The organism is Enterococcus sp. GC34 (assembly GCF_040886645.1).
Taxonomy (GTDB): domain Bacteria; phylum Bacillota; class Bacilli; order Lactobacillales; family Enterococcaceae; genus Enterococcus; species Enterococcus faecalis.
The window spans coordinates 50,040-64,440 of record NZ_JBFOEF010000009.1 but is presented as its reverse complement, the minus strand read 5'-3'; the positions used below and the strand labels follow the sequence as shown (position 1 = coordinate 64,440).

The window sequence follows — 14,401 nt, the reverse complement described above, 5'->3', positions numbered from 1 at the left end:
TAAAATAACGTTATTCTTTGACAAAACGAAAGACTTCTGTAATAGTTAATGCGGGGGTGATAATATGTTTAACGCGTATAGAGAATACTGGAATAATATTACAACAATGAATGCGTCAGCAACACGAGCACAATATTGGTGGCCACAATTAATTAATTATTTGGTGTTAGGGATTTATTCAGCAATTACGGGCGTTTACAGATATATTGAAGTAACACCCAATGATGGAACAATCATTAAAGAATGGAATACTGTGACCATTATCTTTTTCTTGCTGACTGCTTTAATTTGGTTGGCAAACTTTACTGTTCGAGCAAGAAGATTGCATGATCGCGACCACAGTAACTGGTGGATTTTATTCTATTTACTTCCTTTTATCGGTACTTTAGTGATCTTCATTACATTAATTTTGCCAAGTAAAAGTCACACAAGATGGCCAGTGAATCAATCAGAAATTTAATTTGCTGGTTTCGTTTAGCTGATTATCTTAAGAGTGAAAATAGGACATAAGTCATTTCGACTTATGTCCTATTTTCTTTTTTATTTCAGAAAAATAAAAATATCTTCTGTATGATGGCACCTCACATTACGCGGTTCTTGATAAAAGGGCTATCTTTTTGGTAGATAGGGAAAACCATTAAGACGTTAAAAGTTTAATAAATCGAGCAATTCTCTTTTGTTAGAAAATAAGATAGCATCATTAATTAAAATACTTGGAACACTGGTTTCAATAATTGGTTGATTGGTAATAATCAAATCAAATTCTTCAAGTTGATGGTCACCTAATTGTTCTTCCGTAATTGCTAACGTATTTGAACGAATCCGATGCAAAGCTAAAATATCGTGGACATAGTTTCCAATATATTGACTATGATTCAGGCCCATGTCGCTAATAATCAAAATCTTTTTTGAGTCGAAACTCTGGTTAATTTCTGGAAAAGTATTAAGCAACCAAAAAATATAAGAAGATGAATAGTTTAATAGATTTGTTTCTAAAAGAGCGGAAAAGAAATGCAATTCTGCTTTTAATCGTGCATATAAGTGAAGCTGAGTAAAATGAATTTGTCGAGTGAAAAAGGTGGCCCTTTGTGTCAATTCGGAGGTGTCAAAAGGCACTAATTGAGAAAACAAATAAAGACAGGTTAACAAGTGAACAGCGAAGTCGACGACTTCTTCTGTTAATTGTTCAATCTGTGAAAAAGCATTAAATTTTAAATTTTCACGTATTCTTTGACTGATGACTTCTTGGTCTTCGGAGTAGTATTGCTGAAAAGCGCCTCTTTGAAAATACCGGAGAACTTCTCGATAGGTCTCACGGCTGAGTCCAGTGAAATGACGACTGAGTAAAAGATAATCTTCCATTTTGATTGGACTCTTTTTATCTGTTTTTTTCTGGAAACGTTGTTGAAATCCTTGATGCTCTCTTAATAAATCAACAATAAAATACATAATAAAGAAATCGTGTTCATAACTGTTATCCATACTAATAATATTTAATTGGCATTGATTACGACGCATTAATTGTTTGATTTCCTGCTTATCTAATTGATAAGGCAATTCATAATGACCATAATACATTAAAAAGAAAAAGGTTGTAAAAATACGTAAAGGCAATTCTTCTGTTTGGCTAGTTAATTGATAGCCTTGATCAACGATAACGCGAAGAGAGTAAGTTTCCAAGACCTGATTACACTGCTTCAATTTTCGAGCAAAAGAAGAGCGACTAATATTGATGGTATCGCAATAATATTCGATGGTTTTGCCAGGATTTTGGATAAACTCATGGAGCAATTGGGTGGTCGTTGACGTTTTTGCCATATCCGTCAGCACGTTTAAATATAAGGACACATTAAAGTTTTCTAAACGATAGCCTAATTTATGCGATGTTTTAATGGTTAAACTTTCGCCCCAACGCTGTTTAATCTCCTCAATATAACGAATAAAAGTAGACTCAGAACTACCAATATATTTTGCAAGTTCTTTTTTAGTCATCCATTTATCAGAAATGGATAAGACACGAATGATTTCTTCCATTTTCCGATAATTTTTTTCTAAAAACCTAATCATATTGTTTCCTCCCAAGTCCTTTACTTTAATGAAACAATCATCGAAACAATAACGCAATTTCAGAAATGAAACCGCTTGGTATGAAAGCTGGTGTGATTTAATGAGCTCCTTCTCTGTATAATAATTATCAGATTAGAATAATGAAATTTTACGTGCTAGGCAATTCTAATTTAACTGTTAATTCATAAAAGAAAGGAGAGAACAGACATTAAATTACTAAAGAAATTTGGGGTTTTCGGCGTAGTCTTTTTACTTGTCTCATCCTATTTCATACCGCTCATTGGCTATGCAGAAACAGCCAAAGAAGTTGAAATTACATCCGCTCAAATGATAACAGATGAGAATGATAAAACGAATATTAATATCGAGTTAAATCTTCTCAACCAAACAGAGCAGCCATTACAACGAGAAATTCAATTGAAAAATGCACAGTTCATGGATACTGCTGTAATTGAAAAAGACGGATATTCTTACCAAGTGACTAATGGTACGCTTTATCTGACTTTGGACGCACAAGTAAAAAAGCCGGTACAGCTTTCGTTAGCTGTTGAGCAAAGTTCGCTTCAAACAGCTCAGCCACCTAAGTTATTGTATGAAAACAACGAATATGATGTTTCAGTTACTTCTGAAAAAATAACAGTAGAGGATTCTGCTAAAGAATCAACTGAACCAGAAAAAATAACTGTACCAGAAAATACGAAAGAAACTAACAAAAATGATTCGGCTCCAGAAAAAACAGAACAGCCGACCGCAACAGAAGAGGTAACCAATCCATTTGCAGAAGCAAGAATGGCGCCAGCCACTTTGAGAGCGAATCTGGCACTACCTTTAATTGCACCACAATACACGACGGATAATTCTGGTACTTATCCGACAGCTAATTGGCAGCCCACAGGCAATCAAAATGTGTTAAACCATCAAGGGAATAAAGACGGTGGTGCACAATGGGATGGTCAAACGAGTTGGAATGGGGAACCTACTAATCGCACAAATTCTTATATTGAGTATGGCGGTACAGGAGACCAAGCCGATTATGCTATCCGAAAATATGCTAGAGAAACAACAACACCAGGGCTTTTTGATGTATATCTTAATGTGCGTGGGAATGTTCAGAAAGAAATCACGCCATTGGATTTGGTCTTAGTCGTTGACTGGTCCGGTAGTATGAATGAAAACAATCGGATTGGTGAAGTACAAAAAGGAGTGAACCGTTTTGTTGATACATTGGCAGATAGCGGTATTACCAATAACATCAACATGGGCTATGTTGGCTACTCAAGTGACGGTTATAATAACAACGCCATTCAAATGGGGCCGTTTGATACAGTCAAAAATCCAATTAAAAATATTACGCCAAGTAGCACTAGAGGAGGAACTTTCACTCAAAAAGCATTAAGAGATGCTGGTGATATGTTAGCAACGCCAAATGGACATAAGAAAGTTATTGTACTTTTAACGGATGGCGTCCCAACCTTCTCTTATAAAGTGAGTCGAGTTCAAACAGAGGCGGATGGTCGCTTTTACGGGACACAATTTACGAATCGACAAGACCAACCAGGTAGCACTTCTTATATCTCTGGTAGCTATAATGCGCCAGATCAAAACAATATCAATAAACGAATTAACAGTACGTTTATCGCCACGATAGGTGAGGCAATGGCCTTAAAACAACGTGGGATTGAAATACATGGATTGGGCATTCAATTGCAAAGCGATCCACGAGCTAATTTATCTAAACAACAAGTTGAAGATAAAATGCGCGAGATGGTGTCAGCCGATGAAAATGGAGACCTTTATTATGAATCCGCGGATTATGCACCAGACATTTCTGATTATTTAGCGAAAAAAGCCGTTCAGATTTCAGGAACGGTTGTAAACGGAAAAGTAGCTGATCCAATTGCTGAACCTTTTAAATACGAGCCAAATACATTATCAATGAAAAGTGTGGGTCCTGTTCAGGTTCAAACATTACCAGAAGTGTCGCTAACAGGCGCTACAATTAATAGTAATGAGATTTATTTGGGTAAAGGGCAAGAAATTCAAATTCATTATCAAGTACGTATTCAAACAGAGTCAGAAAACTTCAAACCTGATTTTTGGTATCAAATGAATGGTCGGACAACGTTTCAGCCATTAGCCACGGCCCCTGAAAAAGTTGATTTTGGGGTTCCTTCTGGAAAAGCACCTGGCGTGAAGTTAAACGTGAAAAAAATCTGGGAAGAGTATGATCAAGACCCAACAAGTCGGCCAGATAATGTGATTTATGAAATTAGTAGAAAGCAAGTAACTGACACAGCCAACTGGCAAACTGGATATATTAAATTATCAAAACCAGAAAATGATACCAGCAATAGTTGGGAGCGCAAAAATGTAACCCAACTTTCCAAAACCGCGGATGAAAGCTATCAAGAAGTTCTTGGGCTTCCCCAATACAATAATCAAGGACAAGCTTTCAATTATCAAACAACCCGTGAATTAGCAGTTCCTGGTTACAGTCAAGAAAAAATCGACGATACTACTTGGAAAAACACGAAGCAGTTCAAGCCATTAGATTTAAAAGTAATCAAAAATTCTTCCTCAGGTGAGAAAAACTTAGTGGGAGCCGTCTTTGAATTGAGTGGTAAAAATGTTCAGACAACATTAGTGGACAATAAAGATGGTAGCTATTCCTTGCCAAAAGATGTGCGCCTACAAAAAGGGGAACGCTATACATTAACTGAAGTAAAAGCACCTGCAGGACATGAGTTAGGCAAGAAAACGACTTGGCAAATTGAGGTGAGTGAGCAAGGCAAAGTAAGCATCGATGGACAAGAAGTGACCACCACAAATCAAGTTATTCCATTGGAAATTGAAAATAAATTTTCTTCTTTGCCAATCAGAATTAGAAAATACACCATGCAAAATGGCAAACAAGTGAACTTAGCAGAGGCGACTTTTGCGTTGCAAAGAAAAAATGCTCAAGGAAGTTATCAAACTGTGGCAACTCAAAAAACAGATACTGCAGGATTGAGCTATTTTAAAATTAGTGAACCTGGTGAGTATCGAATGGTGGAACAAGCAGGACCATTAGGCTACGACACTCTTGCTGGAAATTATGAATTTACTGTTGATAAATATGGGAAAATTCACTATGCAGGCAAAAATATTGAAGAAAATGCGCCAGAATGGACACTGACACATCAAAATCATTTGAAACCTTTTGACTTAACGGTTCATAAAAAAGCCGATAATCAGACGCCACTTAAAGGAGCGAAATTCCGTTTAACAGGACCAGATACGGATATTGAATTACCAAAAGATGGCAAAGAAACGGATACTTTTGTTTTTGAAAACTTAAAACCAGGGAAATATGTTCTAACAGAAACCTTTACGCCAGAAGGATATCAGGGGTTAAAAGAACCAATCGAATTAATAATTCGTGAAGATGGTTCAGTCACGATAGATGGGGAAAAAGTAGCAGATGTTTTAATTTCTGGAGAGAAGAATAATCAAATTACTTTAGATGTTACGAACCAAGCAAAGGTTCCTTTACCTGAAACTGGTGGCATAGGACGCTTGTGGTTTTACTTGATAGCGATTAGTACATTCGTGATAGCGGGTGTTTATCTCTTTATTAGACGACCAGAAGGGAGTGTGTAATCAATGAAAAACGCACGTTGGTTAAGTATTTGCGTCATGCTACTCGCTCTTTTCGGGTTTTCACAGCAAGCATTAGCAGAGGCATCGCAAGCAAGCGTTCAAGTTACGTTGCACAAATTATTGTTCCCTGATGGTCAATTACCAGAACAGCAGCAAAACACAGGGGAAGAGGGAACGCTGCTTCAAAATTATCGGGGCTTAAATGACGTCACTTATCAAGTCTATGATGTGACGGATCCGTTTTATCAGCTTCGTTCTGAAGGAAAAACGGTCCAAGAGGCACAGCGTCAATTAGCAGAAACCGGTGCAACAAATAGAAAACCGATTGCAGAAGATAAAACACAGACAATAAATGGAGAAGATGGAGTGGTTTCTTTTTCATTAGCTAGCAAAGATTCGCAGCAACGAGATAAAGCCTATTTATTTGTTGAAGCGGAAGCACCGGAAGTGGTAAAGGAAAAAGCTAGCAACCTAGTAGTGATTTTGCCTGTTCAAGATCCACAAGGGCAATCGTTAACGCATATTCATTTATATCCAAAAAATGAAGAAAATGCCTATGACTTACCACCACTTGAAAAAACGGTACTCGATAAGCAACAAGGCTTTAATCAAGGAGAGCACATTAACTATCAGTTAACGACTCAGATTCCAGCGAATATTTTAGGATATCAGGAATTCCGTTTGTCAGATAAGGCGGATACAACGTTGACACTTTTACCAGAATCAATTGAGGTAAAAGTGGCTGGAAAAACAGTTACTACAGGTTACACACTGACGACGCAAAAGCATGGATTTACGCTTGATTTTTCAATTAAAGACTTACAAAACTTTGCAAATCAAACAATGACTGTGTCGTATCAAATGCGTTTAGAAAAGACCGCTGAACCTGACACTGCGATTAACAACGAAGGACAATTAGTCACGGACAAACATACCTTGACTAAAAGAGCCACAGTTCGTACAGGTGGCAAGTCTTTTGTCAAAGTTGATAGTGAACATGCGAAAATCACCTTGCCAGAGGCTGTTTTTATCGTCAAAAATCAAGCGGGGGAATACCTCAATGAAACAGCAAACGGGTATCGTTGGCAAAAAGAAAAAGCATTAGCTAAAAAAATCACGTCTAATCAAGCCGGTGAATTTTCAGTTAAAGGCTTAAAAGATGGCCAGTACTTCTTAGAAGAAATCTCTGCACCAAAAGGTTATCTTTTGAATCAAACAGAAATTCCTTTTACGGTGGAAAAAAATTCTTATGCAACGAACGGACAACGAACAGCACCGTTACATGTAATCAATAAAAAAGTAAAAGAGTCAGGCTTCTTACCAAAAACAAATGAAGAACGTTCTATTTGGTTGACGATTGCAGGCCTGCTAATCATTGGGCTGGTAGCCATTTGGCTATTTTATCAAAAACAAAAAAGAGGAGAGAGAAAATGAAGCAATTAAAAAAAGTTTGGTACACCGTTAGTACCTTGTTACTAATTTTGCCACTTTTCACGAGTGTATTAGGGACAACAACTGCATTTGCAGAAGAAAATGGGGAGAGCGCACAGCTCGTGATTCACAAAAAGAAAATGACGGATTTACCAGATCCGCTTATTCAAAATAGCGGGAAAGAAATGAGCGAGTTTGATAAATATCAAGGACTGGCAGATGTGACGTTTAGTATTTATAACGTGACGAGCGAATTTTACGAGCAACGAGCGGCAGGCGCAAGCGTCGATGCAGCTAAACAAGCTGTCCAAAGTTTAACTCCTGGGAAACCTGTTGCTCAAGGAACCACCGATGCAAATGGGAATGTCACTGTTCAGTTACCTAAAAAACAAAATGGTAAAGATGCAGTGTATACCATTAAAGAAGAACCAAAAGAGGGTGTAGTTGCTGCTACGAATATGGTGGTGGCGTTCCCAGTTTACGAAATGATCAAGCAAGCAGATGGTTCCTATAAATATGGAACAGAAGAATTAGCGGTTGTTCATATTTATCCTAAAAATGTGGTAGCCAATGATGGTAGTTTACATGTGAAAAAAGTAGGAACTGCTGAAAATGAAGGATTAAATGGCGCAGAATTTGTTATTTCCAAAAGCGAAGGCTCACCAGGCACAGTAAAATATATCCAAGGAGTCAAAGATGGATTATATACATGGACAACGGATAAAGAACAAGCAAAACGCTTTATTACTGGGAAAAGTTATGAAATTGGCGAAAATGATTTCACAGAAGCAGAGAATGGAACGGGAGAATTAACAGTTAAAAATCTTGAGGTTGGTTCGTATATTTTAGAAGAAGTAAAAGCGCCAAATAATGCAGAATTAATTGAAAATCAAACAAAAACACCATTTACAATTGAAGCAAACAATCAAACACCTGTTGAAAAAACAGTCAAAAATGATACCTCTAAAGTTGATAAAACAACACCAAACTTAGATGGTAAAGATGTGGCAATTGGCGAAAAAATTAAATATCAAATTTCTGTAAATATTCCATTGGGGATTGCAGACAAAGAAGGCGACGCTAATAAATACGTCAAATTCAATTTAGTTGATAAACATGATGCAGCCTTAACTTTTGATAACGTGACTTCTGGAGAGTATGCCTATGCGTTATATGATGGGGATACAGTGATTGCTCCTGAAAATTATCAAGTGACTGAACAAGCAAATGGCTTCACTGTCGCCGTTAATCCAGAATATATTCCTACGTTAACGCCAGGCGGCACACTAAAATTCGTTTACTTTATGCATTTAAATGAAAAAGCAGATCCTACGAAAGGCTTTAAAAATGAGGCGAATGTTGATAACGGTCATACCGACGACCAAACACCACCAACTGTTGAAGTTGTGACAGGTGGGAAACGTTTCATTAAAGTCGATGGCGATGTGACAGCGACACAAGCCTTGGCGGGAGCTTCCTTTGTCGTTCGTGATCAAAACAGTGACACAGCAAATTATTTGAAAATCGATGAAACAACGAAAGCAGCAACTTGGGTGAAAACAAAAGCCGAAGCAACTACTTTTACAACAACGGCTGATGGATTAGTTGATATCACAGGGCTTAAATACGGTACCTATTATTTAGAAGAAACTGTAGCTCCTGATGATTATGTCTTGTTAACAAATCGGATTGAATTTGTGGTCAATGAACAATCATATGGCACAACAGAAAACCTAGTTTCACCAGAAAAAGTACCAAACAAACACAAAGGTACCTTACCTTCAACAGGTGGCAAAGGAATCTACGTTTACTTAGGAAGTGGCGCAGTCTTGCTACTTATTGCAGGAGTCTACTTTGCTAGACGTAGAAAAGAAAATGCTTAATTTCTAGCGTCACCGAAGAAATTTTTAGAAAAACAAAGAGGTCGGAACAGAAGTGTTTAGCTCCGAGAACTCTCAAGGACAAAACTGCGACGAGTCTTTGACGAGAAAACACCTTAGAAGTTGTTGAGATCGGAGCAACGCGTAGTGTTGATTCTGTTTCCGCCGTTTATCAGTTTTTAAGCCTGGGCCAATCACTGTCCCAGGCTTTCATGCTTTATTTTTAAGGAGGAAGCAATGAAGTCAAAAAAGAAACGTCGTATCATTGATGGTTTTATGATTCTTTTACTGATTATTGGAATAGGTGCATTTGCGTATCCTTTTGTTAGCGATGCATTAAATAACTATCTGGATCAACAAATTATCGCTCATTATCAAGCAAAAGCAAGCCAAGAAAACACCAAAGAAATGGCTGAACTTCAAGAAAAAATGGAAAAGAAAAACCAAGAATTAGCGAAAAAAGGCAGCAATCCTGGATTAGATCCTTTTTCTGAAACGCAAAAAACAACGAAAAAACCAGACAAATCCTATTTTGAAAGTCATACGATTGGTGTTTTAACCATTCCAAAAATAAATGTCCGTTTACCAATTTTTGATAAAACGAATGCATTGCTATTGGAAAAAGGAAGCTCCTTGTTAGAAGGAACCTCCTATCCTACAGGTGGTGCGAATACACATGCGGTCATTTCAGGCCATCGTGGTCTCCCTCAAGCCAAATTATTTACAGATTTGCCAGAATTAAAAAAAGGCAATGAATTTTATATCGAAGTCAATGGGAAGACGCTCGCTTATCAAGTGGATCAAATAAAAACCGTTGAACCAACTGATACAAAAGATTTACACATTGAGTCTGGCCAAGATCTCGTCACTTTATTAACTTGCACACCGTATATGATAAACAGTCATCGGTTATTAGTTCGAGGACATCGTATCCCATATCAACCAGAAAAAGCAGCAGCGGGGATGAAAAAAGTGGCACAACAACAAAATTTACTATTATGGACATTACTTTTAATTGCCTGTGCGTTAATTATTAGCGGCTTCATTATCTGGTACAAGCGACGGAAAAAGACGACCAGAAAGCATGGAAATTAACGATTCGTATAATAAAAGTGACTATGTTTTTATTTTTTTAAACCCTTTACGTAGTAAATCAATGACCAAACCTAAGCAAAAATAAGTACAAAAATGAAGTCCAGAAGAAATCAACATTCTGGTTGTTAAAGGCTGCTGGGAATAATAAGTATCCAGCACAGGCGTTTGGTGAATAATAGAAAAACCTAGAAAATCTGTAAGGGTCAATAGAAATCCCTTACTATCATATCCAGAAAACCAAAGTAGTATGACGAAAAGGCTAAACATACTAAAAAAAAGAGTAAAAAAATAGCTTTTCAATTTTTAATCCTCCTTATCGTGCATAATTGAACCAGAGAAACAGAAGTATTAACGAAATAACTAAAAGAGCAAGCCCTGAATAAAAAGCAACAAAGGGCCAATCAATCGACTGTTTAAATTCCTGCCAAGTTTGGATTTTTCTGTTTTTTTTCGCGCTATCTTCAAGCGTGAGTAAATAATTCAATAGTAAGAGGAGCAGCAACACCGTGAAATCATTTGTGGTAAAAAACACATGTAAAAATAGAATGACAAAGACAACACGTGATAACACTCGATTCCGCAAAATTAAAAATAACTTAGCACGCATAATAAACCACCATTTCTTATCAGAGATAATGACTCTGTTTTTGTCTACTCTTTAGTTATATCATAAAATTATTAATAATGAAAAAATGATTCGAGAAAATAATTGAAAAAAGTTTTTTTCCTGAATCATTATTTTCGTAAATAAAGAATAAACGTGTTACTCTTGGCTTATCAAATTTGAAAGGAGTGTTAAAAATGAAATATCTGGATATTATTGCTTTAATTTTATTGATTGTCGGAGGTTTAAACTGGTTATTAGTTGGTGCATTTAATTTTGATTTAGTTGCAACAATTAGTGGTGGTGCAACCACACCATTAGCAAAAATTATCTATATTATTGTCGGAATTTGTGCGATTTATTCTATTAAGTTTTTAGCTCCTTTGTTCCGCGAACCATAGGATTAATTTAAAAGATTTAGATAACGTGAAGTTATTTTGACTTAGCAATTGAGAGTTTCCTTGAAAAAGGGGACTCTTTTTTTATTTTCTATATTCGTTTCAGAAGGTTTAGACAAGCTCAAAAAATATTTCAAGAGAGCAGTGTTGTTTTCAAAATAGAACCTAGCATTACCTCGAACGTACCTCAAATAACCTGTGTCTTTTTTTGAATCATTAGTTCAAATTGATGTGATCACTAGTGAGAAAAATCAGCTCTAGGATATATAGGAAAATATAAGCATCAAATAGGGATTTTGATGATAAATTATCTTTTTCCTTGTTATGATTATAACAAGGAAAAGAAAGTAGGGATTTATTTATGGAATTACAGGTGACAAAAAAGGCTAAATTTTTTTGTTTGGCGATGGCATTACTAATGACATTAGGTATTTTTATCAGCGCTGGAACAAGTGTTTATGCATCTGACCAGCTAGAGGATTCAGAAGTTGAGGCTGTAGCAAAAGGACTGGAAGAAATGTATGCGAATGGAGTGACGGAAGATAACTTTAAAAACTATGTCAAAAATAATTTTCCTCAGCAAGAGATTTCTTCAGTTGAGGAAGAGTTAAATGTAAATATTTCTGATGCTTCAACAGTAGTTCAAGCACGTTTTAATTGGAATGCATTAGGAAGTTGCGTTGCTAACAAAATCAAAGATGAGTTTTTTGCAATGATTAGTATCAGTGCAATTGTAAAAGCTGCACAAAAGAAAGCCTGGAAAGAATTAGCAGTGACTGTATTACGCTTCGCTAAAGCCAATGGTTTAAAGACGAATGCTATTATTGTAGCTGGACAACTAGCTTTATGGGCAGTTCAATGTGGGCTAAGCTAATGAATTTAAAAGATCATGTTACGGAAATAGTAATTACTTTTATCATCGCTTTTGTGTATACTTGGATAGATTCAGGAGAAATTGAAGTCTTAAAAACTCTTTTGATAACAATAATATTTTTAGCCATGTTCTATGCAATACCCAAAATCACCAATAGAAAAAGAAAATGAAGTGGTTTTAGAAAGATAATGTGATAGGAAGTGTAAGAGGAGGTAACGAGCCTTCTCTTTATTTTTTTATTTTATTATGCTCTGAAATAGAATAAATCCAGGATTGTTCACAAAAAATAGGCAAAATCGTTATGGCGAGTCGATTTTTTAATAATTGACCGAAGTTAACTAATCTTTTTAATGAATATAATACCTAACCTTGACTCTCATTGATTATATCTATACTATTATTATTGACTATAATATTAAAAGGAGTTGCAGTATGGATACAAAAATAGATTTAGAAAATGCCACATATGATTCATATTACTGGAAAAAAATTAATGATAATGAATATATGAGAACTGAGAATGTTTTGGAGTCTACGCGTGATAAATGGATAAGATTTCCTATAAAAGGAATTTCGAATGAAAAGGTGGATTTAGTTGTTATTTTAAAAGTTAGTAAAAGTACAGAAGCCTATCCTTTTTTTGCTAAAACTAACACAAATAAAGTATTAAAAGCCTTTCCTTTTACTTATTTTAAGGCTAATCAGCTTACATACTGCATGGGTAGATATTCAGAATTTAAAGTTCCTAAAGATAGTATTATTGGATTAACTGCTAATCATTTTCCTGATCCTGGAACGATTGTTAAAATTGATTCGTTGCGTATTCGAAAAACGACTTTTCAATATGGTGAGGGGACTTATGGACGATTGGTGCATGTATCAGGTACAGACTGGGAAAATGATGTAACAAGGTTAATTGTTGGTAAATACTGTAGCATTGCTGTAAATGCAACTTTAATTAGAGGCCAACATAATTATCAAGCTGTGTCTACTTATCCATTTCTTGAAGAAGATGAAGCAAATCCAAGAAATTCTATCTATCCAAGCGAACCAACAATTATCGGTAATGATGTATGGATTGGAACAAATACTACAATCATGCCAGGGATAACTATAGGAGATGGTGCTATAATTGCTTCAGGAGCAGTGGTAACAAAAGATGTCCCACCGTACGCAATTGTAGGTGGAGTGCCAGCAAAAGTTATTAAGTACAGGTTCCCAGATGACATTATAAAAGATTTGTTAGAAATCCAATGGTGGAATTGGGGTTCAAAAATCATAAATGATAGAAAACTAGACATTGTATCCGAAAATATTGAAGAATTCATAGCTAAATATAAATAGATAATAGTGTGTTTAGTCTATCAAATAAACTAAAAGCCTACTTCTCATTTTCGAGAGGTAGGCTTATTTTTTGTGTTCGGACGTTTAATATCTTCATAAAGGATCAAAGTATAATTATATTCTAAAAAGTTTTCAAAAATATCGCTTTTTTTACAATAGGAAAAAGAGCAACTTCGTAGTCTAAAGCATATTTTTTACTCTGGAAACTGCTTCAAGTTCTGGCAATTCATTGAATCTCTTCAACTCAGTTAAATTACTCGTATCAAATGTAATATATTTTGATGAATCATTGTTTAATTCATCAAAATATTTCATCAAAGCTTCAGCTTTTCCAAGTCCAATATTTTCAATAGCTGTTTTTCCACTTCTGATTTTGTCAATGTATTGCGTGCTGATTCCAGTTTCTTTTGCAATACGATAGCTCGTTAAATCCAAGTGTATTAATTTTTCGATTTTTTCAGTGTAAGTCATTTAATCAACTACTTTCTTTTGCTTAATATGCCTACAATAGTTTTTAGTGAATAAAATGCAAAATCAATGCAAAAAGTTTTGCATTAGTACCCATTTCTTACCTTTTCTTATAGAAATAAAAAGAGCTAAAACCTTTATTTTATAAGGTTTTAGCTCTTTTTTGTTTTTCTCTACTTTTCTAAAAATGGAGACGGCGGGAGTCGAACCCGCGTCCAAACATATTGCCACTTAAATCTCTACGTTCATAGACACTCATTTAAAGGTTCGCTTTACAGCGTGCCGAGTGACAGGCATTCTGTATTGCTAGTCTGGTAAGCTCTTCTAAATTTTACAGACGGAAAAATTTAGCGTATCCCACTTCGATTAGGACCCTGACCCGAGCACATGGGCGATGCCGGGAGGATCTTCGCTAGCTGGTTTTTAGGCAGCTAAAGCGAAAGAATTGTTTTCGTTTTTAGCAGTTATATTTAACTGTAACGTTTTAACGTAGCCGTAACCTACGAAACGCAATTCAAGCTCAACTATGCCTGTCGAATCCGTAACGCCCCCGAAATAACATAAGTATCCCTTGATACTTATCAAAGTATAGCATAAATTC

The 14,401-nt window shown here is 35.8% G+C and carries 12 protein-coding genes, 1 other RNA gene and 1 pseudogene; 9 read left to right on the top strand and 5 right to left on the bottom strand.

Going from position 1 to position 14,401, the window contains the following annotated elements; genetic code table 11:
- The first annotated feature begins 64 nt into the window (after positions 1–64).
- The gene (locus AB3I72_RS10380; protein WP_002358131.1) at positions 65–460 is read left to right on the top strand and encodes a DUF805 domain-containing protein; all 396 of its coding nucleotides are present in this window, start codon (positions 65–67) and stop codon (positions 458–460) included.
- Positions 461–645: 185 nt separating this feature from the next.
- Here the strand turns inward: AB3I72_RS10380 and AB3I72_RS10375 are convergent, their stop codons facing one another.
- Entirely contained in the window at positions 646–2,067 is a 1,422-nt protein-coding gene (locus tag AB3I72_RS10375) for a helix-turn-helix domain-containing protein (RefSeq protein ID WP_016616830.1), read from the bottom strand.
- A 174-nt stretch (positions 2,068–2,241) separates the two neighbouring features.
- On the opposite strand from AB3I72_RS10375, the gene ebpA reads away from it, so the two are divergent.
- The 4 genes from ebpA to srtC all read left to right on the top strand — a co-directional run bounded on the left by ebpA (position 2,242) and on the right by srtC (position 10,112).
- Positions 2,242–5,706 (top strand): endocarditis and biofilm-associated pilus tip protein EbpA, encoded by a 3,465-nt coding sequence (ebpA, locus tag AB3I72_RS10370; RefSeq protein WP_154641458.1) that lies wholly within the window; start codon positions 2,242–2,244, stop codon positions 5,704–5,706.
- Between the two features lie 3 nt (positions 5,707–5,709).
- Positions 5,710–7,140, top strand: a complete 1,431-nt coding sequence (gene ebpB, locus AB3I72_RS10365) for an endocarditis and biofilm-associated pilus minor subunit EbpB (protein WP_016614403.1) — start codon at positions 5,710–5,712, stop codon at positions 7,138–7,140.
- Positions 7,137–9,020, top strand: a complete 1,884-nt coding sequence (ebpC, locus tag AB3I72_RS10360) for an endocarditis and biofilm-associated pilus major subunit EbpC (RefSeq protein WP_002382090.1) — start codon at positions 7,137–7,139, stop codon at positions 9,018–9,020. Before ebpB ends, ebpC begins: the two co-directional genes overlap by 4 nt.
- A gap of 234 nt (positions 9,021–9,254) precedes the next feature.
- On the top strand, positions 9,255–10,112 hold the full coding sequence (gene srtC, locus AB3I72_RS10355; RefSeq protein ID WP_033600800.1) for an Ebp pilus assembly class C sortase: 858 nt from the start codon (positions 9,255–9,257) through the stop codon (positions 10,110–10,112).
- Between the two features lie 21 nt (positions 10,113–10,133).
- Here srtC and AB3I72_RS10350 read toward each other — a convergent pair whose 3' ends face one another.
- Positions 10,134–10,412 carry a hypothetical protein gene (locus AB3I72_RS10350; protein ID WP_368023902.1) on the bottom strand — a complete coding sequence of 93 codons (279 nt, stop codon included), beginning with the start codon at positions 10,410–10,412 and terminating at the stop codon, positions 10,134–10,136.
- Positions 10,413–10,425: 13 nt separating this feature from the next.
- Entirely contained in the window at positions 10,426–10,719 is a 294-nt protein-coding gene (locus AB3I72_RS10345) for a hypothetical protein (protein ID WP_010817161.1), read from the bottom strand.
- Between the two features lie 194 nt (positions 10,720–10,913).
- Here AB3I72_RS10345 and AB3I72_RS10340 point away from each other — a divergent pair, with 194 nt between their 5' ends.
- The 4 genes and pseudogenes from AB3I72_RS10340 to AB3I72_RS10325 all read left to right on the top strand — a co-directional run.
- Positions 10,914–11,117, top strand: a complete 204-nt coding sequence (locus AB3I72_RS10340; protein ID WP_002381996.1) for a DUF378 domain-containing protein — start codon at positions 10,914–10,916, stop codon at positions 11,115–11,117.
- 358 nt (positions 11,118–11,475) lie between these two features.
- Positions 11,476–11,988: an enterococcin EntV gene (gene entV / locus AB3I72_RS10335; RefSeq protein ID WP_104806105.1), complete on the top strand. Its 513-nt coding sequence runs from the start codon at positions 11,476–11,478 to the stop codon at positions 11,986–11,988.
- On the top strand, positions 11,973–12,158 hold the full coding sequence (locus AB3I72_RS10330; RefSeq protein WP_142957583.1) for a hypothetical protein: 186 nt from the start codon (positions 11,973–11,975) through the stop codon (positions 12,156–12,158). The genes entV and AB3I72_RS10330 overlap by 16 nt, the downstream gene beginning before the upstream one ends.
- Before the next feature lie 886 nt (positions 12,159–13,044).
- Positions 13,045–13,254: pseudogene (locus AB3I72_RS10325) on the top strand (CatB-related O-acetyltransferase); the annotation flags it as partial.
- A gap of 258 nt (positions 13,255–13,512) precedes the next feature.
- On the opposite strand, the gene AB3I72_RS10320 reads toward AB3I72_RS10325, so the two are convergent.
- Together AB3I72_RS10320 and ssrA are read right to left on the bottom strand one after the other, a co-directional pair.
- Positions 13,513–13,803, bottom strand: a complete 291-nt coding sequence (locus AB3I72_RS10320) for an XRE family transcriptional regulator (protein ID WP_176944879.1) — start codon at positions 13,801–13,803, stop codon at positions 13,513–13,515.
- 182 nt (positions 13,804–13,985) lie between these two features.
- Positions 13,986–14,352: a transfer-messenger RNA gene (gene ssrA, locus AB3I72_RS10315) on the bottom strand.
- Positions 14,353–14,401 lie beyond the last annotated feature (49 nt).

Excerpts from the sequence above, each read along its gene's own strand:
- AB3I72_RS10375 (WP_016616830.1), bottom strand. The coding sequence starts at position 2,067 with ATGATTAGGTTTTTAGAAAAAAATTATCGGAAAATGGAAGAAATCATT.
- AB3I72_RS10330 (WP_142957583.1), top strand. The coding sequence starts at position 11,973 with ATGTGGGCTAAGCTAATGAATTTAAAAGATCATGTTACGGAAATAGTA.
- ebpC (WP_002382090.1), top strand. The coding sequence starts at position 7,137 with ATGAAGCAATTAAAAAAAGTTTGGTACACCGTTAGTACCTTGTTACTA.
- entV (WP_104806105.1), top strand. The coding sequence starts at position 11,476 with ATGGAATTACAGGTGACAAAAAAGGCTAAATTTTTTTGTTTGGCGATG.
- ebpB (WP_016614403.1), top strand. The coding sequence starts at position 5,710 with ATGAAAAACGCACGTTGGTTAAGTATTTGCGTCATGCTACTCGCTCTT.
- srtC (WP_033600800.1), top strand. The coding sequence starts at position 9,255 with ATGAAGTCAAAAAAGAAACGTCGTATCATTGATGGTTTTATGATTCTT.
- AB3I72_RS10320 (WP_176944879.1), bottom strand. The coding sequence starts at position 13,803 with ATGACTTACACTGAAAAAATCGAAAAATTAATACACTTGGATTTAACG.
- AB3I72_RS10345 (WP_010817161.1), bottom strand. The coding sequence starts at position 10,719 with ATGCGTGCTAAGTTATTTTTAATTTTGCGGAATCGAGTGTTATCACGT.
- AB3I72_RS10340 (WP_002381996.1), top strand. The coding sequence starts at position 10,914 with ATGAAATATCTGGATATTATTGCTTTAATTTTATTGATTGTCGGAGGT.
- AB3I72_RS10380 (WP_002358131.1), top strand. The coding sequence starts at position 65 with ATGTTTAACGCGTATAGAGAATACTGGAATAATATTACAACAATGAAT.